The organism is Rahnella variigena (assembly GCF_003610915.1).
In the GTDB taxonomy this organism is placed as follows: domain Bacteria; phylum Pseudomonadota; class Gammaproteobacteria; order Enterobacterales; family Enterobacteriaceae; genus Rahnella; species Rahnella variigena.
Genome location: NZ_NSDJ01000001.1, coordinates 3995622 through 4021259, shown reverse-complemented (window position 1 = coordinate 4021259; position 25638 = coordinate 3995622). Strand labels below are relative to the sequence as shown.

24 protein-coding genes are annotated in these 25638 nt (G+C 53.2%); 18 read left to right on the top strand and 6 right to left on the bottom strand.

Annotation, left to right across the window (positions count from 1 at the left end; translation table 11 throughout):
• The first annotated feature begins 56 nt into the window (after window positions 1–56).
• On the top strand, window positions 57–1184 hold the full coding sequence (locus tag CKQ54_RS18375; protein ID WP_120162086.1) for an SLC13 family permease: 1128 nt from the start codon (window positions 57–59) through the stop codon (window positions 1182–1184).
• Here the strand turns inward: CKQ54_RS18375 and pdxR are convergent.
• Window positions 1177–2655, bottom strand: coding sequence for a MocR-like pyridoxine biosynthesis transcription factor PdxR (gene pdxR, locus CKQ54_RS18370; protein ID WP_167459646.1), 1479 nt, complete (start codon window positions 2653–2655; stop codon window positions 1177–1179). The two genes, CKQ54_RS18375 and pdxR, sit on opposite strands and share 8 nt — an antisense overlap.
• A gap of 100 nt (window positions 2656–2755) precedes the next feature.
• On the opposite strand from pdxR, the gene CKQ54_RS18365 reads away from it, so the two are divergent.
• Window positions 2756–3211, top strand: a complete 456-nt coding sequence (locus CKQ54_RS18365; protein ID WP_120162085.1) for a rhodanese-like domain-containing protein — start codon at window positions 2756–2758, stop codon at window positions 3209–3211.
• Here the strand turns inward: CKQ54_RS18365 and flk are convergent.
• Both flk and CKQ54_RS18355 read right to left on the bottom strand, forming a co-directional pair.
• Complete coding sequence (flk, locus tag CKQ54_RS18360) at window positions 3208–4257, bottom strand: flagella biosynthesis regulator Flk (protein ID WP_120162084.1); 1050 nt, start codon at window positions 4255–4257, stop codon at window positions 3208–3210. The two genes, CKQ54_RS18365 and flk, sit on opposite strands and share 4 nt — an antisense overlap.
• A gap of 258 nt (window positions 4258–4515) precedes the next feature.
• The gene (locus tag CKQ54_RS18355) at window positions 4516–5421 is read right to left on the bottom strand and encodes a DMT family transporter (protein WP_120162083.1); all 906 of its coding nucleotides are present in this window, start codon (window positions 5419–5421) and stop codon (window positions 4516–4518) included.
• Between the two features lie 128 nt (window positions 5422–5549).
• Here CKQ54_RS18355 and CKQ54_RS18350 point away from each other — a divergent pair, with 128 nt between their 5' ends.
• The 15 genes from CKQ54_RS18350 to hisP all read left to right on the top strand — a co-directional run bounded on the left by CKQ54_RS18350 (window position 5550) and on the right by hisP (window position 20230).
• Complete coding sequence (locus CKQ54_RS18350) at window positions 5550–6341, top strand: AraC family transcriptional regulator (protein ID WP_112287112.1); 792 nt, start codon at window positions 5550–5552, stop codon at window positions 6339–6341.
• A gap of 100 nt (window positions 6342–6441) precedes the next feature.
• Complete coding sequence (pdxB, locus tag CKQ54_RS18345) at window positions 6442–7569, top strand: 4-phosphoerythronate dehydrogenase PdxB (RefSeq protein ID WP_113877024.1); 1128 nt, start codon at window positions 6442–6444, stop codon at window positions 7567–7569.
• A gap of 130 nt (window positions 7570–7699) precedes the next feature.
• Window positions 7700–8710: an aspartate-semialdehyde dehydrogenase gene (locus tag CKQ54_RS18340; protein WP_120162082.1), complete on the top strand. Its 1011-nt coding sequence runs from the start codon at window positions 7700–7702 to the stop codon at window positions 8708–8710.
• A gap of 2 nt (window positions 8711–8712) precedes the next feature.
• Window positions 8713–9543: a tRNA pseudouridine(38-40) synthase TruA gene (gene truA / locus CKQ54_RS18335; RefSeq protein ID WP_113877026.1), complete on the top strand. Its 831-nt coding sequence runs from the start codon at window positions 8713–8715 to the stop codon at window positions 9541–9543.
• Between the two features lie 74 nt (window positions 9544–9617).
• Entirely contained in the window at window positions 9618–10286 is a 669-nt protein-coding gene (locus tag CKQ54_RS18330; RefSeq protein WP_112287108.1) for a DedA family protein, read from the top strand.
• A 263-nt stretch (window positions 10287–10549) separates the two neighbouring features.
• Window positions 10550–11464: an acetyl-CoA carboxylase, carboxyltransferase subunit beta gene (gene accD, locus CKQ54_RS18325; protein WP_113877028.1), complete on the top strand. Its 915-nt coding sequence runs from the start codon at window positions 10550–10552 to the stop codon at window positions 11462–11464.
• A 187-nt stretch (window positions 11465–11651) separates the two neighbouring features.
• Window positions 11652–12938 carry a bifunctional tetrahydrofolate synthase/dihydrofolate synthase gene (gene folC / locus CKQ54_RS18320; protein WP_120162081.1) on the top strand — a complete coding sequence of 429 codons (1287 nt, stop codon included), beginning with the start codon at window positions 11652–11654 and terminating at the stop codon, window positions 12936–12938.
• Complete coding sequence (gene dedD, locus CKQ54_RS18315; RefSeq protein WP_112287105.1) at window positions 12928–13719, top strand: cell division protein DedD; 792 nt, start codon at window positions 12928–12930, stop codon at window positions 13717–13719. The genes folC and dedD overlap by 11 nt, the downstream gene beginning before the upstream one ends.
• Window positions 13720–14068: 349 nt before the next feature.
• Entirely contained in the window at window positions 14069–14560 is a 492-nt protein-coding gene (gene cvpA / locus CKQ54_RS18310) for a colicin V production protein (protein ID WP_112288114.1), read from the top strand.
• 30 nt (window positions 14561–14590) lie between these two features.
• Complete coding sequence (gene purF, locus CKQ54_RS18305) at window positions 14591–16108, top strand: amidophosphoribosyltransferase (protein ID WP_112288115.1); 1518 nt, start codon at window positions 14591–14593, stop codon at window positions 16106–16108.
• A gap of 130 nt (window positions 16109–16238) precedes the next feature.
• Window positions 16239–16811, top strand: a complete 573-nt coding sequence (locus tag CKQ54_RS18300) for a UbiX family flavin prenyltransferase (RefSeq protein ID WP_112288116.1) — start codon at window positions 16239–16241, stop codon at window positions 16809–16811.
• Between the two features lie 322 nt (window positions 16812–17133).
• The gene (locus CKQ54_RS18295) at window positions 17134–17916 is read left to right on the top strand and encodes a lysine/arginine/ornithine ABC transporter substrate-binding protein (protein WP_120162080.1); all 783 of its coding nucleotides are present in this window, start codon (window positions 17134–17136) and stop codon (window positions 17914–17916) included.
• Window positions 17917–18022: 106 nt separating this feature from the next.
• Window positions 18023–18709, top strand: coding sequence for a histidine ABC transporter permease HisQ (locus CKQ54_RS18290; protein ID WP_112288118.1), 687 nt, complete (start codon window positions 18023–18025; stop codon window positions 18707–18709).
• Window positions 18706–19422, top strand: a complete 717-nt coding sequence (locus tag CKQ54_RS18285; RefSeq protein WP_112288119.1) for an ABC transporter permease — start codon at window positions 18706–18708, stop codon at window positions 19420–19422. Before CKQ54_RS18290 ends, CKQ54_RS18285 begins: the two co-directional genes overlap by 4 nt.
• Before the next feature lie 34 nt (window positions 19423–19456).
• The gene (gene hisP / locus CKQ54_RS18280) at window positions 19457–20230 is read left to right on the top strand and encodes a histidine ABC transporter ATP-binding protein HisP (protein WP_095922859.1); all 774 of its coding nucleotides are present in this window, start codon (window positions 19457–19459) and stop codon (window positions 20228–20230) included.
• Window positions 20231–20291: 61 nt separating this feature from the next.
• Here the strand turns inward: hisP and pepT are convergent, their stop codons facing one another.
• Window positions 20292–21524, bottom strand: a complete 1233-nt coding sequence (pepT, locus tag CKQ54_RS18275) for a peptidase T (RefSeq protein WP_120162079.1) — start codon at window positions 21522–21524, stop codon at window positions 20292–20294.
• Window positions 21525–21682: 158 nt separating this feature from the next.
• Between pepT and CKQ54_RS18270 the strand changes: the two genes are divergently transcribed.
• Complete coding sequence (locus CKQ54_RS18270; RefSeq protein WP_120162078.1) at window positions 21683–23278, top strand: ABC transporter substrate-binding protein; 1596 nt, start codon at window positions 21683–21685, stop codon at window positions 23276–23278.
• Window positions 23279–23944: 666 nt separating this feature from the next.
• Here CKQ54_RS18270 and CKQ54_RS18260 read toward each other — a convergent pair.
• Both CKQ54_RS18260 and yfcG read right to left on the bottom strand, forming a co-directional pair.
• On the bottom strand, window positions 23945–24841 hold the full coding sequence (locus CKQ54_RS18260; RefSeq protein ID WP_120162076.1) for a TIGR01777 family oxidoreductase: 897 nt from the start codon (window positions 24839–24841) through the stop codon (window positions 23945–23947).
• A gap of 152 nt (window positions 24842–24993) precedes the next feature.
• Entirely contained in the window at window positions 24994–25620 is a 627-nt protein-coding gene (gene yfcG / locus CKQ54_RS18255; protein WP_120162075.1) for a GSH-dependent disulfide bond oxidoreductase, read from the bottom strand.
• Between the last annotated feature and the right edge of the window lie 18 nt (window positions 25621–25638).

The window sequence follows — 25638 nt, the reverse complement described above, 5'->3', positions numbered from 1 at the left end:
GCAGAGGTTGGATTCTTCGGGTAACGTCAGCGCATCTTGTTCAGCGAAGAATAACCATGTTGATAGCGGCGTTTGGCACTGTATTGAAACCTTTTTTACGGGACAGATTTTTGCATCTGCTGATTGTGCTGGGTATCGCACTGACCCTGTTTCAGCCTGCAAAAATATTTCAGTTCCCGCAGTTTGTTGACTGGGACACCATCGTCACATTGCTGGGATTACTGATGCTGACCAAAGGCGTTGAGGTCAGCGGCTATTTTGATTTTGTTGGCCGCAAGATGATCAACGCCATTGATAATGAACGCAGGTTGGCGCTGTTTCTGGTGATGGCGGCGGCGGTGCTTTCCACGTTTATGACCAACGATGTGGCGTTGTTTATCGTTATTCCGCTGACGATCACACTGAAAAAAATGACGTCGTTGCCGGTGACGCGGTTGATCATATTTGAAGCACTGGCGGTGAATGCCGGTTCGCTGCTCACACCGATAGGCAATCCGCAAAACATCCTGTTATGGAATAAGTCCGGTTTATCGTTTTTGCATTTCATCGGGCAGATGGCACCGCTGGCGTTGATCACGCTGGTCGCGCTGCTGGCGGTCACCTGGTTCTGTTTTCCTTCACACAGCCTGAAAAAGCTGGAGAGCAATCAGGGCTACCCGTTCCAGAAACGATTACTGGTTTGCTGCGTGGCGTTGTACGTAGTGTTTATCGCCTGTGTGGATCTGGGGCTGGCGCTGTATGGCTTGCTGGCGGTGGTTGTATGTTTCCTGCTGCTGGCACGCGGGGTTCTGCTGCGCATTGACTGGCCGCTGATTTTGGTTTTCATCGTGATGTTTATCGATGTGCGCCTGATTGTAGGCTTACCGGTTCTACAGCCAGCATTTGCGCAGATCCACGGCCTGCCGGATTACGCGCATTATCTGCTCAGCATCGGACTTTCTCAGGTGATCAGCAACGTACCGGCGACGATTTTGATGATCAACTATCTGCCTTCCGGCGCATTGCTGGCCTACGCCGTGAATGCGGGGGGGTTCGGGCTGGCGATCGGGTCGCTGGCAAATCTCATCGCGCTGCGCATGGCGAATGACAAAAAGATCTGGCTCAGATTTCACTATTATTCCTTCCCGTTCCTGCTATTCAGCGGTGTTGCGGGTTGGTTTTTGCTGGCGCTTTTCGCTAAATAACGGCCACTTTTAGCGAGGCCAGACGGTTTACGGCAGCGGTGATTTCAGCAGGCGTTAATGCTGAAAACCCCAGCAGCCAGCCGTCCTGGTGCTGGCCGGTATTACCGAAAAATAACGGTGAAAGACGCGGTGTTTCAATGCCAGCCCGCGCGGCAAGTTCGCTGAAATACTGTTCCTGTCCGGCAGGAAGACGGGCAGCGAGTTGTAATCCGCCCGCCGCTATTTGCGGACGGAGCCATTCAACTTTCTGCCTGATTTGGTCAAGCAGATGATCACGGCGGCTGTGGTAAAGCTGGCGGGTGAAACGCAGGTGCGAGGCGAAATGTCCGGCCTGCATAAATTCCGCAGTAACGGCCTGCATCAGCTGCGAAGAATGGCCGTCATTCACCGTGCGCAGTGTCACCATTGGCGCAACGAGGGCCGGCGGTAATACAACGTAGGCCAGCCGCAAAGACGGGAATAATACTTTTGAGAAAGTGCCGAGATAAATGACCTGCTGATGTTTATCCAGCCCTTGCATGGCAGGCAGTGGTCGCGCGTCGTAATGCAATTCGCTGTCGTAATCGTCTTCTATAATCCAGCTGGCGTGACGTTTTGCATAATCGAGCAGGTGCAGACGCCGTGGCAAACTCAGACTTACACCCGTCGGATAATGATGCGACGGCGTCAGATAGATCAGGCGCGGTACGGGTAAATCTGGTTCCGGCGCCATTCCCTGACTATCAACATGAATAGCGCGAATGTCGGCTCCTGCGCTGGCAAAGGCGTTTCGTGCGCCTAAGTATCCGGGTTGTTCCAGCCAGACAGTATCACCTGGATCGACAAGCAACATGGCCAGCAGCTGGAGTGCCTGCTGCGAACTGGTAGTAATGAGGATTTGTTCAGGGCTGCACAAAACGCCCCGCGATTGCTGCAGATAGCTGGCGACCGCCTCACGCAGAGGCTGATACCCCTGCGGATCGCCATACCCCAGTAACCGTTCGCCCTGCGCCCGTAACTGTCTGGCGGTGATTTGCTTCCAGATCTTCAGCGGAAAAGCACGCAGATCAGGGGAACCGGCGGCGAAGGGAACCGGTGACAGCGGATCACGGCATCCGCCGGTAGCCACCATGTTGTGTCCCCGTGCTGAAAGCCTTGAAAGCCCCGAAGTGGCGGTTTTGTTTTTGCGCGACACGCGAGTGTCCGGCAGCGATGCGCTGACGAAAGTGCCCCTGCCGGTCTGACGTTGTAAATATCCCTCGGCTTCAACTTGTGCATAAGCGGCTTCCACGGTGACGCGTGACAGTTTGAGGTCGGCCGCCAGCATCCGGGAAGAGGGCAGACGTGCTCCGCCAGCTAAAGCGCCGGTATTTATTGCCTGACGCAACGCTGCACACAGCCTGTCGCGTAAACCCGCGGGGGTTCCTGACGCTGTGGCTGCCGTGTTTTCGAAAAGCGTAATCAGTGCGGATGGCAGAGGGGACGCGGGCATAATCGGTCTTATTGTTGATCAGGAATTGGCATTAATCATAAGACCAAAAACAGCGATGATGGAACTGTTTTTAGTCCCATCACCTTATGAGGAAGCGTTTATGCAACAAGAGTCTTATGTTTTGGGTTTTGCACCCCCGTCGCCGGAAATCAGCGCGGCTTATCTGTTGTCGAAACTCAGTTTTTATACCGATGCTGCTGATGTCGCTGCGGATTTGCAAAATGAAGTCAGCGGGATTGTGGTTATTGATACCCGTTCTGCTGAACATTATGCGCGCGGTCATGTACCGGGTGCGGTCAGCTTTCCGCATAAACTGATGACGGCAGAAAGCACCCGCGAACTCAGTAAAAGGCAGGTGTATGTGACGTATTGCGACGGGATCGGATGCAACGGTTCAACACAGGGCGCGTACAAACTGGCGACGCTGGGATTCAGGGTGAAGGAAATGATTGGCGGGCTGGATTTTTGGATCCGCGATCAGCACCCGCTGGCGACAGGTGAAGAACGCGGAAACTATTCAAAGGCACAGGCCCCTGATGATTGCGGCTGCGTTTAAAACACGATCCACAGCAGGATCACGACGACCACGAACGCAATAAACAGCAGCGGTTTGCCGCCAATCGCCTGCATGGAAGGCGGCAACATAGCGATCAGCGGATTCATGATCGGCTGCGGATCGATGCGCGAAACGGTCGTGAATACATCGTCGGTCTCGTGCGCACGCGGTGAACGATCAACACGCTGGCTGAACAGCACACCGATCAGATCGCTGATCTGCGCCTGATTGAGCGGTGTAGACAACGTCGCACTGAAGCGGTTATCGGCATATTCGGTCAGCTGATGGATTTCATGCGTACTGGCCGGTTGCTTGAGCACGCTGAGCAGCGTGGTCAGCGTCGGGGCCGTGGTCTGCTGGCTGAGTGAGGCTTTCACCTGCAAGAACTGGCTCAGCACCTGGAAATGTTTTGCCGGGATAGGTTCACCGACTTTAACGCCCACCAGTGTAAACAGCGTTTGCCAGACTTTGACCGGTGCTTCGCCGGTCGCTGCACTGAGACGGGTTACCAGCTGCTGCAGGCTGTTGTGCTCGGCAGGCAGTAAAGGACGGTCTGTGACCGGCGTCTGCTGCGGTTGCGGGATATTCATCTGACGGGTCTGGATCAGGTCCAGCACCTGTTGCAGCTGCGAATGCGTCAGCTGGCTCAGTACGGTGTGCCCGAAATTCTGGCGGATAAAATCACTGACTGCCTGACGGTTATTGCCCTGCGGCAACAGTTCGGTCAGTTGCACCATCAGCTGGCGCGAGGCGTGGCTGTCCTGCGCCTGAGTCAGCTTTCCCTGTAACAGGCTTTCAGCCTGCGGGAACTGCTGTGAGGTGATTTCTGCGCCATGCGGCAGCGAAAGCTCGTGGCGCAGGCTGGCCCAGATTTCAGCGGATTTGACCGGCATCAGTGCCATGAGCTTGACGATCAGTTTTTCCAGCGTCGTGCGCTGTACCGGTGTTAATGGCAGCTCAGCGCCTGTTTTTGCAGGAACGGTTTGACCCTGTGGTTGTGTTCTGTTGTCGCCAACCGGCATACCCGGGCCGCTCAAAGGTTGCATATCACCGTCCTTCGCTGGAAATTAAAAACGTCACTTAAACTTAAGGTTAATAAACTCAGGTTAAAAGTAACAAGTACGGCGCAGAGCGCGGAAGCGCCTCATCATACCTGCAAAGTGTTTTCACCGACACCGTGAAAAGCTGACTGGCGGAGATTCCTGAAGATATTGTTGCTTAAAACAGCGGGCGAAAACGTATTGCGGGGCGCGAAAGCGAAAAGCAGAAAGAAACGCCATCCTTTTTCCGGATGGCGCAATGGTTTAACCGAGGTCTTTTTGTGCCGCAGGCGGCTTGCGGGAGTAAAGCGGTTTACGTAAACGCTGCGCGAGGATCACACCGGCAAGCGTGATACCACCGCCGATCAGATGATAGCTGTGCAGCTGTTCGTGCAGGAACAGCACGGCGATCACCGCCGTGAAAATTGGCGACAGGTTCATGAAAATAGACGCTTTATTGGCACCAAGTCGGATAACGCCCTGGATCCACAGGAAGGGCGCAATAATCGACGCCGGGATCCCGGCGAACAGCACCAGCGGAATATTATGTGCGTTCAGGCTGACATCACTGGCGAGCAGGAAGTTGGGCAACAGCAGCAACACGCCGAAAATGATCTGCACATACAACGATTGCCAGTTCGGCAGCGGTATCGCCCAGCGCTTGGTTAATACGCCGTACAACGCATAAGACGCAGACGCGGCGAACATCATCAGTTCTCCCTTGCCGATGCCGTGCTGCAACAGCTGCGATGGATCACCCGCACTCACCAGCCACAATAAGCCGCCGAGTGAAATAATACTGCCCAGTGCGACGCCGACGGTAGGGACGATGCGCAGCACCACCAGACCAATCAGCACGGTCAGCAATGGGATCAGCGAATTGAGGATCCCCATAAACAGCGCGCTGACGCTGTGGGCGGCGTAATACGCCAGACTCTGGTACAGCACCATACCCAGAAGACCGAGGATCAGCAGTTTCCACCAGTATTGTTTTACCGCTTGCAGGTTACGCAGCAGGCCGGGCAGCACAAATGGGGTGAGCGTCACTAAAGCCAGCAGCCAGCGGTAGAACGAAATGGCCGCCGGATCGATCGCGGAAGCCGAGGCTTTACTCACCACCGCATTCAGCGACCAGATGAGTACAGCAAAAAGAGGAAACAGCGCATTCATTGATTATTATCCCTGAGTAAATCGTCACGCTAGTGTACGGTTGTCTTATTTCTTCGATATAACGATAATCAGACAACACATCGCGCAATTCAGACAACCCTCGCGCGCGTCACAGACAAAAGGTTTTTATGCTTTCTCCCCGTACAGCGCCTCCCCGTTATTATCCGCCACTGCCCGAGAAAATGCCGGTCACGCTGCTTTTTCGCGGCGAGATTGTGGAAGGGAATTCCGAATATGTGCGTCATTCACATCCGTGGAGCCAGATTATTTGCGTGAAATCCGGCGTTCTCGCCATGCTGGTCAACGGCCAGCGCTATCTGGCTCCGCGTGAATTCGCCATCTGGGTACCTGCCGGGGTTGAGCATTCAAGCTATAACCGCAAGACCACGCGTTTTTGTGCCATCGATATTGCGCCGGAACTCGATACGGATTTGCCCGCTGAGCCTTGCCTGCTGACACCGACGGCCATTTTTAATGCCATTGCCGATGATTGTTTCTCGCGAAATATGACGGAGCCGCAAACTGAAGCGGACCTGCGCATGTGCCGCGTTTTGCTGGATCAAATCAGTCTGGCACCGCGACAGAATACCTATTTACCGACGTCCGAAAATAAGCTGCTGGCACCGGTTCTGAATGCGCTGGAGAAAAACCCGGCGGATAATACGTCGCTGGCACAATGGGCAAAGCAGGTCTATACCACCGAACGCACTCTCTCGCGGCGCTGTCAGCAGGAACTGGGGATGAGCTTTGCACAGTGGCGTCAGCGGTTGCGTTTTCTGCATTCGATCTCTCTGCTCGAGCAGGGTAAAACGGTGCACGACGTCTCGCTCGATCTGGGTTACAGCTCGTCTTCGGCGTTTATCGCCATGTTCCAGCAGATTTCCGGCACGACGCCGCAGCGTTTTCGTAACGACAGGTAAAGCTGTGCCCTGAAAGTTGGGATCTGCCCCCGTATCGTGGCAAAATCAATGCCCTCTTTATTTTCTATTCTTTCTTTAGGCCATGCTGCCGGAGACAAACGTGAAAATCCTGGTTGATGAAAATATGCCGTATGCCGTCGAGCTTTTTAGCCGACTGGGGAACGTGCAGGCCGTTCCCGGCCGTCCCATCCCGCAAGACGCCCTGAATGATGCCGATGCGCTGATGGTGCGTTCTGTGACGAAAGTGAACGAGAGTTTGCTGGCGGGAAAACCGGTGAAATTTGTTGGGACCGCCACCGCGGGCACCGATCACGTTGATGATGCATGGCTGGCCAGCGCAGGAATTGGTTTCTCTGCGGCGCCGGGCTGTAATGCCATTGCCGTTGTGGAATATGTTTTCTCATCTTTGCTGATCCTTGCCCAGCGCGACGGTTTCCAGCTGCGCGACAAAACGGTCGGAATTATCGGCGTCGGTAACGTGGGATCACGCCTGAATGCCCGCCTCGAAGCGCTGGGTGTGCGCACGTTATTGTGCGATCCGCCGCGTGCTGACCGTGGCGATGCAGGTGAGTTCTGGCCGCTGGAAAAACTGGTGGCAGAAGCGGATATCCTGACTTTCCATACGCCGCTGAATATGTCCGGCCCTTATGCGACGCATCATCTGGTGGATGCGGATTTGCTGGCGCGTCTGCCCGCGGATCGCATTCTGATCAACGCCTGTCGCGGCGAAGTGGTGGATAACGCGGCACTGCTCGATGCGCTGAGCGGCAATAAAAAACTGACCGCCGTGCTGGATGTCTGGGAACCTGAACCAGATTTATCGCTGGCGCTGCTGGATAAAGTCGCCATTGGCACCGCTCATATTGCCGGTTACAGCCTGGAAGGCAAAGCGCGCGGCACCACGCAGGTGTTTGAAGCATTCAGCCAGTTTATCGGTCAGCCACAAACCGTGCCGCTGGAATCCTTACTTCCGGCGCCGGAATTTGCCGAAGTGACGCTGAGTGGCGCACTGAGCGAAGCCAAACTGCTGCGTCTTATTCACTTAGTGTATGATGTGCGCCGCGATGACCGGCCTTTGCGCCGTGTCGCCGGGAAACCGGGTGAATTCGACAAGCTGCGTAAGTTCTATGAAGAACGTCGTGAGTGGTCATCTTTACGGGTGATTTGCGACGATGCAGCCACCGCTGATGTGCTGAAAAAACTGGGTTTCAACAGCCAGTTAGGTTGAGTTGAGCGACGACTTAACTCAGCCTTACGCTTTTTCATCTGCAGTGATGCGATAAATATTTTGAATAGCCGGGCGGTGAATATTCATCGCCCCTTTGTATTTTGTACTTTTATTTCTGGAGAATACCAACATGTCTGATGGCTGGAATATTGCGCTGCTTGGCGCAACGGGCGCAGTCGGTGATGCGTTACTGGAATTATTGGCTGATCGTCAGTTCCCGGTTGGTGAGCTCTTCCCGCTGGCAAGTGAGCGCAGCGCCGGTCAGACCGTGCGTTTTAACGGTAAAAGCCTGCGCGTGCAGCAGGCGTCTGAATTCGACTGGTCGCAGGTTCAGCTGGCATTTTTTGTTGCCGGTTCTGAAGCCTCTGCGCTTTACGCCGAAGAAGCGGCAAATCAGGGCTGTCTGGTGATCGACAGCAGCGGTCTGTTCTCCCTTGAACACGACATTCCTCTGGTGGTGCCGGGTGTGAATCCGGATGCGCTGTCGCATTATCGCAACCGCAACATCGTGGCCGTGGCTGACAGCCTGACCAGCCAGTTGCTGACTGCCATTAAACCGCTGACCGAACAGGCCGGTTTGTCCCGTCTGCACGTTACTTCTCTGCTTTCCGTTTCAGCGCTGGGTAAAGCCGCGGTTGACGATCTGGCCGGTCAGAGCGCGCGTCTGCTGAACGGTATTCCGGCAGAAGAAGGTATTTTCAGCAAGCAGCTGGCTTTCAACCTTTTACCGCTGGTGAGCGATGAAGAGGGCAGCGTGCATCAGGAACGTCGTCTGGTTGATCAGGTACGTAAAGTGTTGCAGGACGAGGGTCTGCCGATTTCCGTCAGCTGTGTGCAGTCGCCGGTATTCTACGGTCACGCGCAGGTGGTGCATCTCGAAGGTCTGCGTCCGCTGTCGGCGGAAGAAGCACGTGCTGAACTTGAGCGCATTGATGACATTAATCTCAGCGATGAAGATGATTTCCCGACTCAGGTCAGCGACGCCTCCGGCAACGCCAATCTGAGCATTGGTTGTATTCGTAATGATTACGGCATTCCTGAGTTGCTGCAATTCTGGTCAGTGGCTGACAACGTTCGTTTCGGCGGCGCGCTGATGGCGGTGGAAACCGCCGAGAAGCTGATTAACGAGTACTGGTACTGATTATGTCCGATGAAGTTATCGCTGACGTCGGTGCGGCTCCGGTCGCCGGACGTGTGGCGTTAGGCGTTGAATATAATGGCAGCGCGTATTTTGGCTGGCAGCGTCAGCAGGGCGCGGCCAGTGTGCAGGAATGTCTGGAAAAAGCGCTGAGCCGTGTGGCCAATACGCCGATTGTGGTGTTCTGCGCCGGGCGAACTGACGCCGGTGTCAGTGCCACCGGACAGGTGGTGCATTTTGATACGCCGGTTCTGCGTAAAGATGCCGCCTGGACGATGGGTGTAAATACCCATCTGCCAAAGGACATTGCGGTTCGCTGGTGCGCAAACGTGAGCGAGGATTTCCACGCCCGTTTCAGTGCCACCGCCCGCCGGTATCGTTACGTTATTTACAATAACCGCTACCGTTCAGCGATTTTGCACACTGGCGTGACCCATGTGCATATGCCGCTGGACGTGGAAAAAATGCAGCTGGCCGGGCAGGCGTTACTGGGCGAAAACGATTTCACGTCTTTCCGCGCATCTCAATGCCAGTCGCGTACGCCGTGGCGTTATGTCATGCATCTCAACGTCAGCCGTCACGGTAATTACGTGGTGGTGGACATCAAAGCGAATGCCTTTGTGCATCATATGGTGCGCAATATTGTCGGCAGTCTGGTTGAGATTGGTGCGGGCAATCAGCCTGTGGGCTGGATGTCAGAATTGCTGGCGGCGAAAGATCGTAATCTCGCGGCGGCGACGGGCAAGCCTGAAGGTTTGTATCTGGTGTCTGTTGATTATCCTGAGAAATTTGCATTACCTCAGGTGAATATGGGGCCACTGTTCCTGGAAGATTAAGGGACACTTTTAACGTTTATCGCATTAACGTTTATCAATACAGCGTTTTTGACCAGGAAGAGGTTGAGGATCTAATGGGCTTTATTCACTTTGTCATTGATTTCATTTTGCATATTGATGTGCATTTAGCGGAACTGGTTGCGCAGTATGGCATCTGGGTATACGGCATTTTATTCCTGATTTTATTCTGCGAAACGGGTCTGGTGGTCACGCCGTTCCTGCCGGGGGATTCGCTGCTGTTTGTGGCGGGTGCGCTGGCGGCATTACCCAGCAATGATCTCAATGTTCACGTGATGGTCGCACTGATGGCGATTGCGGCAATCGTGGGTGATGCGGTGAATTACACTATCGGTCGGGTATTTGGTGAACGTCTGTTCAGTAATCCGGACTCAAAGATTTTTCGTCGCAGTTATTTGGACAAGACGCACAAGTTTTACGAGAAACATGGCGGCAAAACGATTATTCTTGCGCGCTTCGTGCCGATCGTCCGCACGTTTGCGCCGTTCGTGGCCGGTATGGGACATATGTCCTACCGTCATTTCGCTGCGTATAACGTGATTGGTGCGCTGGTTTGGGTGCTGTTATTTACCTATGCTGGCTACCTTTTTGGCGATCTGCCGATTGTTCAGGAAAATCTGAAATTACTGATCGTCGCTATCATCGTAGTGTCAATCCTGCCAGGTGTGGTTGAAATCTGGCGGCACAAACGCGCAGCGGCGAAAGAAAAGCGTCAGCAGGATTAATCTCTGACGATTTTTTGTGCGAGCGCTTTAAAATTTAAGGCATTAAACCTGAGGGTAAGACCAGTTTTTTATCCACAGTGTCTGGCCGTTATGGTTTAATGAGCGACAATTTATGGTCTGTTCCTGCGAACAACCCTTCTGTGGCGCGGTGTGTGAGATTTTTTATCACCCCGCACACAGGCGATTTTGGGTAGGTTTCAGGGGACTTGTTACAGCATGAACAGCGGACTGGCTTCGGCCGGGTTCAAACAGAAAGGTTATCGATGAGCTGGATTGAACGAATTCTTAGTAAGAGCACTGACTCGCAAACCCGTAAGGCAAGCATTCCTGAGGGCGTCTGGACTAAATGCGACAGCTGCGGGCAGGTTCTTTACCGCGCCGAGCTTGAGCGCAACCTCATGGTGTGCCCTAAGTGCGACCACCATATGCGCCTTACCGCGCGTATGCGTCTGTCCACTTTCATGGACGAGGGCAGTGAGGTTGAATTAGGCAGCGAGCTTGAGCCTAAAGATGTTCTGAAGTTTAAAGATTCCAAGAAATATAAAGATCGTCTGGTGGCTGCTCAGAAAGAAACCAACGAAAAAGATGCACTGATCGTCATGAAAGGCACCCTGTACGGTATGCCAATTGTGGTGGCATCTTTTGAATTTGCTTTCATGGGCGGTTCAATGGCTTCTGTTGTGGGTGCGCGTTTCGTACGTGCCGTCGAACAGGCGCTGGAAGATAACTGTCCTCTGGTGTGTTTCTCTGCCAGTGGCGGCGCACGTATGCAGGAAGCGCTAATGTCGCTGATGCAGATGGCGAAAACCAGTGCAGCATTGGCGAAATTACAGGAGCGCGGCCTGCCGTACATTTCTGTACTGACAGACCCAACCATGGGCGGTGTGTCAGCCAGTCTGGCGATGTTGGGTGACATTAACGTCGCTGAGCCGAAAGCATTGATCGGTTTCGCCGGTCCACGTGTTATCGAGCAAACCGTACGTGAAAAACTGCCGCCGGGCTTCCAGCGCAGTGAGTTCCTGATCGAGAAAGGTGCGATTGATATGATCGTACGTCGTCCGGACATGCGCGCCAAACTGGGCAGCGTTCTGGCGAAGCTGACCGGACATCCGGAGCCGAATGTGGTTGACGTCCATGTTCCTGTCAACGGTTCTGCCGCTGACAACCAGGACGCCTGATCGAACAGGGTAAAAGCCGGTCAGTGAGTCGGGCGGCCATCTGATGTTGTGCCGCCCGCTGTTTCTCTGCAAAACAGGCAGCCCGTGCTTTTACTCTGTCGGTGAATTCTGACAAAGAGGGCATTGCCTGCTTTCACAGTCTGGTGATGTAGTGTCGAAGTGAACCTGATAAGGTTGAACGGGACTCATGCAAAATCAACTTATTCCCCAAGCCACGTCGCCTTTGGCCACGTGGCTTTATTATCTCGAACATCTCCATTCTCAGGCCATAGAGCTTGGCCTTGACCGGGTCAGGGCGGTTGCCGAAAAACTCGATTTACTGACTCCTGCGCCGCGTGTTTTCACCGTAGCCGGAACCAACGGTAAAGGCACGACCTGCGCGACACTTGAATCAGTCCTGATGGCTGCCGGATACCGTGTGGGTGTTTACAGTTCCCCGCATCTGGTGCGTTATACCGAGCGTGTGCGTATTCAGGGCGAAGAGTTGCCGGAATCTGCGCACTGCGAATCTTTTGCGGTACTCGAAGCCGGGCGGGGCGATATTTCTCTGACCTATTTCGAATACGGCACATTGTCGGCATTGCATCTGTTTAAACAGGCTAAGCTGGATGTGGTTATCCTGGAAGTCGGTCTGGGCGGACGTCTGGATGCGACCAATATTGTTGATGCCAGCGTGTCTGTTGTCACCAGTATTGCCCTCGATCACACTGACTGGCTGGGTTCTGACCGTGAAAGCATTGGTCGCGAAAAGGCCGGAATTTTCCGTGCTGGTAAACCTGCTGTAGTCGGTGAGCCGGATATGCCTCAATCTATTGCTGACGTCGCACAGGAAAAACAGTCTGATTTATACCGCCGCGGTGTGAACTGGCATTTTTCTGCTGATGCAGGATGCTGGCGCTGGGCGGCACTCGACGCCGGTAAAGAAGTGAATATTCTGGATGCTTTGCCGTTGCCTAATGTGCCGCTGGCGAATGCGGCCAGCGCGCTGGCAGCACTGCATTATTCCGGTCTGAATGTTCCTGAAGCCGCACTCCGCAGCGGCTTACAGCGCGCCGCGCTGCCGGGGCGTTTCCAGACGGTGAGTGAGTCGCCACGACTCATACTGGATGTCGCACACAACCCGCATGCCGCAGCTTATCTGGCCGGACGCCTGGCTGAACAGCCACGTAATGGCGGCAAGGTACGCGCCGTCGTCGGAATGTTGAAAGACAAAGATATTGCCGGTACGCTGGCTTGTCTGTCGCCTCAGGTCGATGAATGGTATTGCGCACCGCTGGAAGGCCCGCGCGGTGCCAGCGTTGCCGAACTGACGGTACATTTACCTCAGGCACGCCCATTTGATGATGTGGAGTCTGCCTGGAGACAGGCTATGCAGGAGGCGGCTCCTCAGGATATTGTGATTGTCTGCGGCTCGTTTCATACCGTAGCTCACGTAATGGATGCTATAGACACGGGGAAAACCAGTGGCAAGTAAGTTTCAAAATCGTCTGGTCGGGACCATTATTCTGGTGGCGCTGGGCGTCATCATTCTGCCCGGTTTACTCGACGGCAAGAAAAAGCATTACGAAGACGAATTTGCGTCGATTCCCCTGGTGCCAAAACCGGGTGATGTTGAGGAACAGGATTCGGTGCCTCCGGTCACGCAATCGCTGCCTGCTCAGCCACCGGAAGGGGCAGATCAGTCCATGACGGGCGGGCAGAATACTGACAGTTCTGCCAACAACACCAACGCCGCCAATCATGGCAATGTGGCACCGGGTAATACCACGGTGGAATCGCAGCCGCCGGTCACCACGATGCCTGAACAGAAAAAACCGGTGCAGACGGCTCCGGTCAAACCTGTACAGCAGAAGCCGAAAACGATTGAGCCTAAGCCGATGGTGGAAGCAAAACCGACGGTGAAACCTAAACCTGTTGAACAGCCGAAGCCGGTTGAGCAGCCTAAAGCGGTTGCCGAGCAGCCAAAACCTGTTGAGCAACCTAAACCTGCGGCGGAAGAGAAAGCACCGGCAGGGCAGTCGTATGTTGTGCAGTTGGGTGCGCTGAAGAACGCCGCGAAAGCCAATGAGATTGTGGCCAATCTGCGGTTGTCTGGTTTCCGTGCTTACACAGTGCCTGCAACACCGGTACAGGGGCAGATCACGCGCCTGTATGTGGGGCCTGATGCATCGAAGCAGAAACTTGAAGCGTCACTTCCGCAATTGCAACAGCTGAGCGGATTAGGCGGGCAGGTTCGGGCATACAGCGCTCACTGACCCTGCGCACTTGAAGCCGCAGCTGTGTTCGCTGCAATCGAGGACCCGAATCACTGACTAATGTCAGCTCATCGGGATCCTCTCATTTGCTGCCTTGCTGCAACTCCAATTGCCTGGGTCTGATAATGATAAATACCACGGAGGGCACAAGCGATTTGTGCCCTTTTTCTATAAGATCCTCTGGTTGGGTTTTTATAGGTTTATGCTGCGATTGAGGTTTTTTTAATCGCTATTATTAATTTGTCTGGCCGGCAGATTTCCCCTACGCAAACGTTTTCTTTTTCTGTTAGAATTCGCCGCGAACTGGATGCCGGGGTAGACGTGACTGGATTAGACACTGGAATAGTTAATGGTCTGGATTGATTACGTCATTATTGCGGTTATCGGATTTTCTGCTTTAGTCAGTTTGATCCGTGGTTTTGTTCGCGAGGCTTTATCGCTGGTAACCTGGGCTTGCGCCTTCTTTGTTGCCAGCCATTATTACCCTTATCTCGCCATCTACTTCACGCGTTTCGAAGATGAGTTAGTTCGAAACGGGATCGCAATTGCCATCTTGTTCATCGCGACGTTGATCGTAGGTGCAATTGTCAACTATGTGATCAGTTCACTGGTGGAAAAAACCGGGTTGTCCGGCACTGACAGGGTGTTAGGTGTGTGCTTCGGCGCACTGCGCGGGGTGTTAATCGTCTCTGCGATGCTGTTCTTCCTGGATACCTTCACCAGTTTTTCACAAAGTGAAGACTGGAAACAATCCCAGTTGATCCCACAATTCAGTTATATCATCAGGTGGTTCTTTGACTACCTGCAGAGCACGTCGAGTTTCTTGCCAAAACATATTTAGTTCTGGCAGCGCTGAAGAGGAAAAGACAACATGTGCGGTATTGTCGGTATCGCCGGTTTCATGCCGGTAAACCAGTCGATTTATGACGCGTTAACGGTGTTACAACACCGTGGGCAGGATGCCGCAGGCATCGTCACCATTGATGCCAATAATAACTTCCGTTTACGGAAAGCGAATGGCCTGGTGAAGGATGTTTTCGAAGCCCGCCATATGCAACGCTTACAGGGCAACATGGGTATTGGCCATGTGCGCTACCCAACGGCTGGCAGTTCCAGCGCTTCAGAAGCTCAACCTTTTTACGTCAACTCTCCGTTCGGCATCACCCTTGCGCATAACGGTAACCTGACCAATGCTCACGAATTGCGAAGCAACCTGTTCGAAGGCCAGCGCCGCCATGTGAACACCACTTCCGATTCTGAAATTCTGCTCAATATCCTGGCGAGTGAACTGGATCGTTTCCAGCATTACCCGCTGGAAGCCGATAACATTTTCGCTGCGGTTGCCGCGGTGAATTTGAAAATCCGTGGCGCTTACGCCTGTGTGGCGATGATCATCGGTCACGGCATGCTGGCGTTCCGTGACCCGCACGGTATCCGTCCGCTGGTTATCGGTAAGCGCACGCTGGAAGGTGGCCGTAATGAGTACATGGTGGCATCTGAAAGTGTGGCACTCGATACATTAGGTTTTGAGTTCCTGCGTGACGTTGCGCCAGGCGAAGCGGTGTACATCACCGAAAAAGGCCAGCTCTACACCCGCATGTGTGCTGAAAATCCTCAGTACAATCCGTGCCTGTTCGAGTATGTGTATTTCGCGCGTCCTGACTCCTTCATCGACAAGATTTCCGTCTACAGCGCCCGTGTTCGTATGGGTGAAAAGCTGGGCGCGAAAATTGCCCGTGAATGGGAAGATTTGGATATCGACGTGGTCATTCCTATCCCGGAAACCTCCTGCGATATCGCGCTGGAAATCGCCCGTATCCTGAATAAACCGTATCGCCAGGGTTTTGTGAAAAACCGCTACGTGGGCCGTACCTTTATCATGCCGGGTCAGCAGGAACGTCGTAAATCGGTACGCCGTAAACTGAATGCCAACCGTGCTGAATTCCGCGATAAAAACGTGCTGCTGGTGGATGACTCCATCGTGCGCGGCACCACCTCTCAGCAGATTGTTGAGATGGCGCGTGAAGCGGGTGCGAGACGTGTTTATCTGGCGTCAGCGGCGCCGGAAATTCGTTTCCCGAACGTCTACGGTATTGATATGCCAAGTGCCAATGAACTGATTGCGCATGGCCGTGAAGTCAGCGAAATCAATCAGATGATTGGTGCTGATGCGTTGATTTTCCAGGATCTGAGCGACCTGATCGCCGCAGTGAAAGAAGACAATACCGACATCGAGAAATTTGAATGTTCAGTCTTCGACGGTGTTTACGTCACTAAAGACGTTGACCAGAACTATCTGGAATACCTCGAAGCCCTGCGTAACGACGATGCTCAGGCATTGCGTGGTCAGCAGGAAGCTGAAAACCTTGAGATGCACAACGAAGGCTGATTAGCCGGTTGCTGACATCCGCATAAACGCGTCCCTCCGGTGAACAACCGGGCGGGCGCGTTTTTTTATGTCTGGATTTATGTCAGTATTGGCAGCATCAGGTCTGGTAACATTTTCTAAGGCAGTGTTCATGAAACGACTTATCGTCGGTATTTCCGGCGCCAGCGGCGCAATTTATGGTGTCAGGCTTTTGCAGGTATTGCAGAGCGTGCCTGATATCGAAACTCATCTGGTGATGAGCAATGCCGCCCGCCAGACGCTGACCCTGGAAACGGATCTGACGCTGCGTGATGTTCAGGCACTGGCGGATGTGGTGCATGATTCACGTGATATCGCTGCCAGCATTTCTTCCGGCTCTTTTAAGACGGCAGGAATGGTGATTTTACCCTGCTCGATCAAAACGCTTTCCGGTATCGTGAACAGTTACACCGACGGCCTGCTGACCCGTGCAGCGGACGTGGTGCTTAAAGAACGCCGCCGTCTGGTTTTATGCGTGCGTGAAACGCCGTTGCATCTCGGGCATTTACGACTCATGACCCAGGCCGCTGAGCTCGGCGCTATTATTATGCCGCCGGTTCCGGCGTTTTATCACCGCCCGACATCTGTCGAAGATATTATCGATCAGACTGTAAACCGGGTGATTGATCAGTTTGATATTGAGCTCCCTGAAGACTTATTTGTTCGATGGCAGGGCAGTCGTTAATCTTTCTTCTCCCAATCCGCACTCATTTCGCGCAGTTCGGTTACATTGCACCAACAATGATCACAAATTGATTCATTAAGGTGCAGTGTTCGCCACCCCTTCAGCTATTCTTTCTTCAGACCTTTGAAAACTTTCATTATCCCGATGCTTTTTTGACCGGTTTTCGTTCTCTCACAGCGGAAAGTGGCTGTGCTGAGAAACGGCACGAAAAGTGCATGAGAAAATCTGGCAAAAAGCCATTTGCATCGTTCAGCAAACTATAAAAAGACGTTCATTCACGCACACACAACCACAACAGATGAATAATCACTGAGGCTAATGTATGAAAAAGTTGTTCAAGGTTCTTCCGCTGGTTCTGGTCTTAGCCAGTGCAGGTAGTGCATTTGCTGCCGCGCCTAAAGCAATTAATATCGGTACTGATCCGACTTACGCCCCATTTGAATCAAAAGACTCCAGCGGCAAGCTGGTTGGCTTTGATATCGACCTGGCTAACGAAATGTGTAAACGTGCAGCCATCAAATGTACTTATGTTGAAAGTGATTTCGATGCACTAATCCCTTCCCTGAAAGCCAAAAAAATTGATGCGATTATTTCCTCATTATCCATCACTGAAAAACGTCAGCTGGAAATTGATTTCACTGAAAAACTTTATGCCGCTAACGCCCGCCTTATCGCGCCTAAAGGCTCCAAAATTCTGCCTACTCTGGATGCCCTGAAAGGCAAAAACGTTGGCGTATTGCAGGGTTCCACTCAGGAAGCCTATGCCAACGCACAATGGCAGCCAAAAGGCATCAACGTGGTGGCTTACCAGAACCAGGATCTGATTTATGCAGATCTGGCATCTGGTCGTCTGGACGCAGCATTCCAGGATGAAGTGGCAGGCAGCGAAGGCTTCCTGAAGCAGTCTGCGGGCAAAGACTATGCGTTTGCAGGCCCTTCAGTGAAAGACGATAAATTCTTTGGCGTGGGCACCGGCATGGGTCTGCGTAAGAATGAAACCGACCTGAAAGACGCACTGAACAAGGCGTTTGACAGCATGCGTAAAGACGGGACTTACGACAAACTGGCGAAAAAATACTTCGACTTTGACGTTTACGGCGGCTGATTCGCGCTGTGAGATGTGCCAAAGGGAGCGGTTTGCCGCTCCCTGCGGTTCTGACGCAGGTTGCCGTTTTGCCTGCGCAGGGATCCATTAAAGACAGGAAAAAACCATGCTGTATGGGTATTCCCAGGTAATTATCCAGGGCACGTTGGTGACACTGGAGCTGGCGATTTCGTCAGTTATTTTAGCGCTGGTGATAGGGCTTATCGGGGCTGGTGGGAAACTGTCGAAGAGCCGGATTATTTCTGGTTTTTTTGGTTGCTATACCACGCTTATCCGCGGCGTACCTGATCTGGTATTGATGTTATTAATTTTTTACGGTTTGCAGATTGCTCTCAACAGCCTGACCGAATCCATCGGCATGTCGCAGATTGATATCGACCCGATGAGCGCCGGTATCATCACGCTGGGCTTTATTTACGGCGCTTATTTCACAGAGACGTTCCGTGGCGCGTTTATGGCGGTTCCGCGCGGGCAAATCGAAGCGGCGACCGCATTTGGTTTCAGCGGCTCACAAATTTTCCGTCGAATTCTGTTCCCGGCCATGATGCGTTTTGCGCTGCCGGGTATTGCCAACAACTGGCAGGTTATCCTCAAAGCCACTGCGCTGGTGTCATTGCTCGGTCTGAATGACGTGGTCAAAGCCACGCAGCTGGCCGGTAAAGGCACGTATCAGCCGTTCTACTTTGCGATTGTAGCGGGTGTGGTTTATCTGATTTTCACCACGCTGTCGAACGGCGTGCTGGTGTGGCTTGATCGCCGTTATTCGCTGGGTGTGAAGAGGGCTGATCTATGATCGAGATTTTACAACAATACGGTATGTCACTGCTCTACAGCGACGGCTACCGTTTCACCGGTCTGGCGATCACCCTGTGGTTACTGATCAGCTCCGTCGTTATCGGCGGGTTACTGGCAGTGCCGATGGCCGTGGGGCGCGTGTCTTCCAACAAATTCATCCGCTACCCGATTTGGTTGTATACCTACGTTTTCCGCGGAACACCGCTGTATGTCCAGTTGCTGGTGTTTTATTCAGGGATGTACAGCCTGGAAATCGTGCGTGGCACAGACTTCCTGAATGCCTTCTTCCGCAGCGGACTGAACTGTACGATTCTGGCGCTGACGCTCAATACCTGCGCGTACACCACCGAGATTTTTGCCGGTGCGATCCGTTCTGTTCCGCACGGTGAAATTGAAGCGGCCAATGCCTACGGATTCTCACGCTTTAAACTGTATACCTGCATTATTTTGCCGTCGGCATTACGCACAGCGCTGCCTGCATACAGTAATGAAGTCATTCTGATGCTGCATTCCACCGCGCTGGCGTTTACCGCCACGGTACCGGACGTGCTGAAAATCGCCCGCGACATCAACTCGGCGACGTATCAGCCGTTTTATGCTTTCGGGATCGCAGCAGTGATTTATCTTTGTGTTTCTTTTGTCCTGATTGGTCTGTTCCGCAAGGCGGAAAAACGCTGGCTGGCGCATGTTAAGCCTCAGTCTGCCCATTAAAAAAGCCAACCAATAATTATTGCGGATAAAAACTATGCCAGAAAACAAATTAGCGGTTCTCGATCTCCACAAGCGCTATGGCGACCATGAAGTGCTGAAAGGCGTTTCTTTGTCTGCCAATGCGGGTGATGTGATCAGTATTATCGGCTCATCAGGATCCGGAAAAAGTACCTTCCTGCGCTGCATTAACTTTCTTGAGAAACCAAGCGAAGGCTCGATCAGCGTCAATAATCAGGATATCCGCATGGTGCGCGACACCGACGGTCAGCTGAAAGTGTTTGATAAAAAACAGCTGCAACTGCTGCGTACCAAACTGACGATGGTGTTCCAGCATTTCAACCTGTGGAGCCACATGACCGTGCTGGAAAACGTTATGGAAGCGCCGGTGCAGGTGCTGGGGCTAAGCAAAGCGGAAGCGCGTGAACGTGCGGTGAAGTATCTCGATAAAGTGGGCATTGATGCCCGCGCACAGGGTAAGTATCCGGTGAATTTGTCAGGCGGTCAGCAACAGCGCGTGTCTATTGCCCGCGCACTGGCGATGGAGCCTGAAGTGCTGCTGTTTGACGAACCGACCTCTGCGCTCGATCCTGAACTGGTCGGCGAAGTGCTGCGTATTATGCAAAAACTGGCAGAAGAGGGGAAAACCATGGTGGTGGTGACGCATGAAATGGAGTTTGCCCGTCATGTCTCCAGCCACGTTATTTTCCTGCATCAGGGCGTGATTGAAGAGCAGGGCGATCCTTCCGAAGTCTTTGGCAGCCCGAAAAGTGCCCGTCTGCAACAGTTCCTTTCAGGTGCGTTGAAGTAACATCCGTACGCGCCTTCCCCTCGCACGAGGGGAAGGCTGGGATGATTTTACCTAAAGTAAATCAACCCTTCGCCGCCAGCAGGCAAAGCTGAACGGTGAGTTCATAAGATTTCACAAAAGAATTCACCGGCAGGAACTCGAATTTCGAGTGGAAATTATGCGCGCCGGTAAAGTAATTCGGCGTCAGTAAACCTTTGGCTGACAGCGCTGCACCGTCGGTGCCGCCGCGCATCGGGATCACTTTTGGCTCAACGCCGATCTCTTTCAAACCTGCAAAGATCAGATCAATCGCCCGGCGATCTTCACCGATGGCGCTGCTGATATTGCTGTAGGTGTCACTGATCTCAACCGAGACTTTTGCCGTCGGATACTGCGCGGCAATCTCTTTCGCGACATCATGAATTTTTTGCTTGCGTGCTGCAAAATTGGCGCTGTCGAAATCCCGAATGGAGGCTTTCAGTTCCGCGCCTTGCTGCGACGCGCTCATGCCATTGAACCAGACATAACCTTCACGGCCTTCGGTGTTTTCAGGCGTTTCTGCACGGTCAAAATGACTGATGAAATCCTGTGCCATCAGCAGCGGATTCACCAGCACGCCTTTGGCTGACATCGGATGCGCGGTCACGCCGGTAAAGGTGATTTCCGCCGCCGCTGCGTTAAAGTTTTCGTAAACTACTTCCCCGAGTTCGCAGCAGTCGATGGTGTAAGCGAAATCCACATCGAAGCGGGCAAGATCCAGCGCCTTGGCGCCGCGCAGTCCGATTTCTTCGTCCGGCACAAACGCCACCACGATATCGCCGTATTCCTGCTCAGCGGTCAGGTTTTCCAGCAATGTCATCACGACAGTCACCGCCGCTTTGTTATCCGCGCCCAGCACGCTGGTGCCGTCGCTGAAAATAATGTCTTCGCCTTTGTACGGCAGGATCTCAGGGCGCTCGGCAGGGCGCAGCCAGATATCTTTTTCACTATTGAGGCACACATCTTCGCCGGTAAAACGCAACGTCTGCGGGTGAATGTCCGGGCGCAGGCCGACATCCACGGTATCAATATGCGTGATGAAACCGATGCGCGGACCACCTTTTTTGGTGCCGGATTTCACTGCTGTCACTGTCGCGTATTCGTCGATCTGAATGTTTTCCAGACCGAGCTGGTGCAGCTCATCGGCCAGTAAGCGCGCCATATCGTGCTGGCCTGGTGTGCTTGGCAGAGTGGTCGCGCTGGCATCACTTTGTGATGTTACGGAGAGATAGCGGTAGAAACGTTCGGTAAGCTGTTTTGCAATTGTTGTCGACATCTTGACCTCTGAATGTGCGCAAATATTGTTCCCTGTTATAAGATTTTCATATATAACAAAGTATTACTACGTGTTATCCAGATGTTAATCTGTTTTTGCTTTATGTTCCACGATGAAGAAGATTTAAACACTCTCCGGACAGGGAAAAAGGGAAAATAATGAAACACAACATATTAAAAATAAGCACAGGTTTACTGGCGCTGGCCATCACAGGTGGCGTTTCTGCAAAAACGCTGGTGTATTGTTCTGAAGGTTCGCCTGAGCAATTCAACCCGCAACTTTACACCTCTGGCACCTCTGTGGATGCCAGCGCGGCGCCAATTTATAACCGTCTGGTGGATTTTAAAATCGGTACCACGGAGCTGATCCCTAGCCTGGCGGAAAGCTGGGATGTCAGTGCGGACGGTAAAACCTATACCTTCCATTTGCGCAAGGGCGTGAAATTCCAGAGCAACAAACTGTTCAAGCCGACGCGCGACTTCAACGCCGACGACGTGATCTTCTCGTTCATGCGTCAGAAAGACGAAAATAACCCGTACCATAAAATTTCCGGCGGCACCTACCTGAATTTCGACAGCCTGAAAATGGGTGACCTTATCGGCAGCATTGATAAGGTGGATGACTACACTGTCCGCTTCAATCTGACCCGTCCGGAAGCGCCATTCGTGGCGGATCTGGCGTGGTATTTCGCATCGATTCTCTCTGCGGAATATGCCGATCAGATGCTTAAAGCCGGCACGCCGGAAAAGGTCGATCAGGATCCTGTCGGAACCGGACCGTTCGAGCTGATGCAATACCAGAAAGACACGCGTCTGCTGTACAAGGCGTTCCCTGAATACTGGCAGGGCAAATCTAAGATTGACCGTCTGGTGTATACCATCACCCCTGATGCTTCGATGCGTCTTGCTAAACTTGAGAAAAACGAGTGTCAGGTGATGCCGTTCCCGAATCCGGCCGATCTTGAGCGTATGCGTGCAAATAAAGACATCAATCTGATGAGCAAGGCTGGCCTTAACACCGGTTTCCTCTCGTTCAACACGCAGAAAGCGCCACTGGATAATGTGAAAGTACGGCTGGCGCTGACCATGGCGATTAACAAACCGCAAATCATCGAAGCGGTATTCCATGGCACCGGAACCGTGGCCAAAACGCTGCTGCCGACCGGTGTCTGGAGCTATAACGACAAGCTGGTGGATTACGATTATTCGCCTGAGAAAGCCAAAGCGCTGCTGGCCGAAGCCGGAATGCCGAACGGTTTTGATATCGACTTGTGGGCGATGCCGGTTCAGCGTCCCTATAATCCGAATGCCCGTCGCATGGCGGAGATGATCCAGGCGGACTGGGCGAAAATCGGCGTCAAAGCGCATATCGTCAGTTACGAATGGGGCGAATATCAGACCCGCATCCGTAACGGCGAGCACATGGCGGCTCTGATGGGCTGGACGACGGCGAACGGTGACCCGGATAACTTCTTCGGTCCGCTGTTTACCTGTAACGCCGCGAAGGGCGGTTCGAACTCAGCCAAATGGTGTTACGCACCGTTCGATAAGCTGATTACCGAAGCGAAAGAAACCACCGATCATGCAAAACGCGTCGCACTTTACGAGCAGGCGCAGCAGATGATGCACGATCAGGCCCCTGCGGTGATGATCGCCCACTCGACCATTTTCGAACCGGTCCGCAAAGAAGTGACCGGCTATGAAGTGGATCCGTTTGGGAAACATGTTTTTTATCAGGTGGATGTGAAGGAGTAGAACCTGAGGGGGGAATTGAATTGTGGACGTTTCGGTTTCTCAATAATTGTGCTCACATAATTTTCTGCGCCGAAACCGCCCAAAGGAGGAAAGTGCTTTTCCTCCTTTGGATTCCTCCTCGCCTTTTCAACAAGTGCTTCGCTCGCTGGCTATGTTTCAGCAACCACAGTGACAGGCTGGAAATCTTGCCGCTTTGCGGTTCCTTCTCTCGGTCTTCGAGCCCTGGGTCTCGAAGCCGCTCCGTTCAGCAAGATTTCTGATTCGCCCGTGAGATCTTAAATTCAACGGCTGACCGTTTTTTATCTTTTAGATAGGTTGATTGGCGTGCTCAAAAATGGCACCGAATGAATGGTTCGAGACCAGAGGCTCGAATCCTGAAATGAGGGCATCGCGGAGCGATGACATTTTGCGCCACACACCAATGTGCCGGAACATGTCCTTCATTCCAGCGACAGCGCGCAGTGAAAAAGCGAGGGGAGTGCAGAGGGGAAAAGCTTTTCCCCTCTGCTCGGTTTCGGCGAAATAGCCTATGTGAGCGCAGTTATTGAGAAACCGAAACATCCCCCCCCGATCAGTTTTTAAAAGGCGCCAGTACCGCGCCATTGTACCTGTGAGAAGCCGAAACATCCCCATCAGGTTGAGCAGGGTGAAGGGCTGCAAGACCCTTCACGCCAGCAAATCCTCCAGTGCTTCCTTCAATTCCTGATGCTTAAATTCAAACCCTGCGGCCTCCAGTCTGCGTGGCACGGCTCGCTGACCTCCCAGCACCAGCACTGCTGATTCACCCATCAGCAAACGAACCACAGGCGCAGGTGCGCGCATAAACGCCGGACGGTGGAGGACTTGCCCGAGCAGGGCGCTGAATTGTTCATTACGTGCCGGATAAGGCGATACCATATTGAACGGCCCTGAGAGCGTTTCGTGGGCGAGGAGGAAAAGGATCCCGTCAATCATGTCATTGATGTGGATCCACGGCATATATTGCTGACCATCGCCGATCGGGCCACCGAGACCGGCGCGGAAGGGCAGCACTATTTTTGCCAGCGCACCGCCTTTTTCGGCCAGTACGATCCCGGTTCGCAGCAGACAAACTCGCGTGGACGGGCTTTGTGCGGACATTGCAAGGGCTTCCCAGCGGGCGCACAGTTGCCAGGTAAATTGCTTGTTCGGCGGCTCATCTTCCGGCACCAGCGCCTGCCCCTGATCGCCGTAATACCCGACCGCTGAACCGGAAATGAAGACTGAAGGTGGCGTCTGACTGGCATTAATCAGCGTCGCCAGTTTTTCAGTGAGCTGCCAGCGGCTTTCACATAACCGGGCTTTGTGTTCTTTCGTCCAGCGTTTGTCCGCGATCGGCTCACCGGCAAGGTTGATGACGGCGTCGAAACCGTCGAGGGTGGTTTTGCCTTCCAGCGTTTCCCATACCTGAACCTGCGAGCCTAACAGCTTCGCCGCTCGTTCAGGGGCGCGGCTCAGTGCGGTAATCTGATGAGATTGTTCAAGAAGTCGCCCGGTGAGTTTTCGACCGATGAGCCCGGTTGCGCCGGTTATCAGGACTTTCATATCGTGATCCTTAACTGTCTGAATTCGCGGATGAACTGCCTATAATCATAGATGAGTCACCGCCATTAACTCGCGATATGGAGCACAATTAAGTGTTTTTATTTTGCAGAAGGGAAAACACCTCCGGCAAAGTACGGAGGCATCGGGGCGGATTATGCCTGCGCCAACGCATAGGCTTTTTGCGTCGCCGGACGGCTTTTCACCCGCTCAAACCAGTTGCGCACGGCAGGAAACTCCGCCAGATCAACGCGCTGGCGCTCATGCGCCACCACCCACGGGTAAGTGGCAATATCAGCAATGCTGTAATTCTCACCCGCGATATAGGCATTTTTCTCCAGCTGGCGGTTCAGCACCCCATACAACCGCCGGGTTTCCTGCAGGAAACGTTCGATGGCATAAGGCACAGGCTGCGGGGCGTAGTGGGTGAAATGATGATTCTGACCCAGCATCGGGCCGAATCCGGCAACCTGCCAGGTCAGCCATTGCAGCGTGATCGTTCTTTCGCGCAGTTCCTGGCTGAGGAATTTGCCGGTTTTTTCTGCCAGATATTGCAAAATTGCGCCAGACTCAAAGACGCTGAGCGGTGCGCCGCCATCCACGGGTTGATTATCAACAATGGCCGGGATTTTATTGTTGGGAGAAATGGCCAGGAATTCAGGCCTGAATTGCTCTCCGGCGCTCATATCAATTCGATACAGCCGGTAGGGCAGCCCACTCTCTTCAAGAAAAAGAGAAATTTTGTGACCGTTGGGTGTGGGTGCGTAATAGAGATCGATCATATTGCCTCCTGCGTTTTA

Excerpts from the sequence above, each read along its gene's own strand:
- accD (WP_113877028.1), top strand. The coding sequence starts at position 10,550 with ATGAGCTGGATTGAACGAATTCTTAGTAAGAGCACTGACTCGCAAACC.
- cvpA (WP_112288114.1), top strand. The coding sequence starts at position 14,069 with ATGGTCTGGATTGATTACGTCATTATTGCGGTTATCGGATTTTCTGCT.
- CKQ54_RS18285 (WP_112288119.1), top strand. The coding sequence starts at position 18,706 with ATGATCGAGATTTTACAACAATACGGTATGTCACTGCTCTACAGCGAC.
- CKQ54_RS18260 (WP_120162076.1), bottom strand. The coding sequence starts at position 24,841 with ATGAAAGTCCTGATAACCGGCGCAACCGGGCTCATCGGTCGAAAACTC.
- truA (WP_113877026.1), top strand. The coding sequence starts at position 8,713 with ATGTCCGATGAAGTTATCGCTGACGTCGGTGCGGCTCCGGTCGCCGGA.
- CKQ54_RS18355 (WP_120162083.1), bottom strand. The coding sequence starts at position 5,421 with ATGAATGCGCTGTTTCCTCTTTTTGCTGTACTCATCTGGTCGCTGAAT.
- CKQ54_RS18340 (WP_120162082.1), top strand. The coding sequence starts at position 7,700 with ATGTCTGATGGCTGGAATATTGCGCTGCTTGGCGCAACGGGCGCAGTC.
- folC (WP_120162081.1), top strand. The coding sequence starts at position 11,652 with ATGCAAAATCAACTTATTCCCCAAGCCACGTCGCCTTTGGCCACGTGG.
- flk (WP_120162084.1), bottom strand. The coding sequence starts at position 4,257 with ATGCAACCTTTGAGCGGCCCGGGTATGCCGGTTGGCGACAACAGAACA.
- CKQ54_RS18350 (WP_112287112.1), top strand. The coding sequence starts at position 5,550 with ATGCTTTCTCCCCGTACAGCGCCTCCCCGTTATTATCCGCCACTGCCC.
- yfcG (WP_120162075.1), bottom strand. The coding sequence starts at position 25,620 with ATGATCGATCTCTATTACGCACCCACACCCAACGGTCACAAAATTTCT.
- CKQ54_RS18295 (WP_120162080.1), top strand. The coding sequence starts at position 17,134 with ATGAAAAAGTTGTTCAAGGTTCTTCCGCTGGTTCTGGTCTTAGCCAGT.
- hisP (WP_095922859.1), top strand. The coding sequence starts at position 19,457 with ATGCCAGAAAACAAATTAGCGGTTCTCGATCTCCACAAGCGCTATGGC.
- CKQ54_RS18365 (WP_120162085.1), top strand. The coding sequence starts at position 2,756 with ATGCAACAAGAGTCTTATGTTTTGGGTTTTGCACCCCCGTCGCCGGAA.
- CKQ54_RS18290 (WP_112288118.1), top strand. The coding sequence starts at position 18,023 with ATGCTGTATGGGTATTCCCAGGTAATTATCCAGGGCACGTTGGTGACA.
- pepT (WP_120162079.1), bottom strand. The coding sequence starts at position 21,524 with ATGTCGACAACAATTGCAAAACAGCTTACCGAACGTTTCTACCGCTAT.
- pdxR (WP_167459646.1), bottom strand. The coding sequence starts at position 2,655 with ATGCCCGCGTCCCCTCTGCCATCCGCACTGATTACGCTTTTCGAAAAC.
- purF (WP_112288115.1), top strand. The coding sequence starts at position 14,591 with ATGTGCGGTATTGTCGGTATCGCCGGTTTCATGCCGGTAAACCAGTCG.
- CKQ54_RS18375 (WP_120162086.1), top strand. The coding sequence starts at position 57 with ATGTTGATAGCGGCGTTTGGCACTGTATTGAAACCTTTTTTACGGGAC.
- CKQ54_RS18300 (WP_112288116.1), top strand. The coding sequence starts at position 16,239 with ATGAAACGACTTATCGTCGGTATTTCCGGCGCCAGCGGCGCAATTTAT.
- CKQ54_RS18330 (WP_112287108.1), top strand. The coding sequence starts at position 9,618 with ATGGGCTTTATTCACTTTGTCATTGATTTCATTTTGCATATTGATGTG.
- CKQ54_RS18270 (WP_120162078.1), top strand. The coding sequence starts at position 21,683 with ATGAAACACAACATATTAAAAATAAGCACAGGTTTACTGGCGCTGGCC.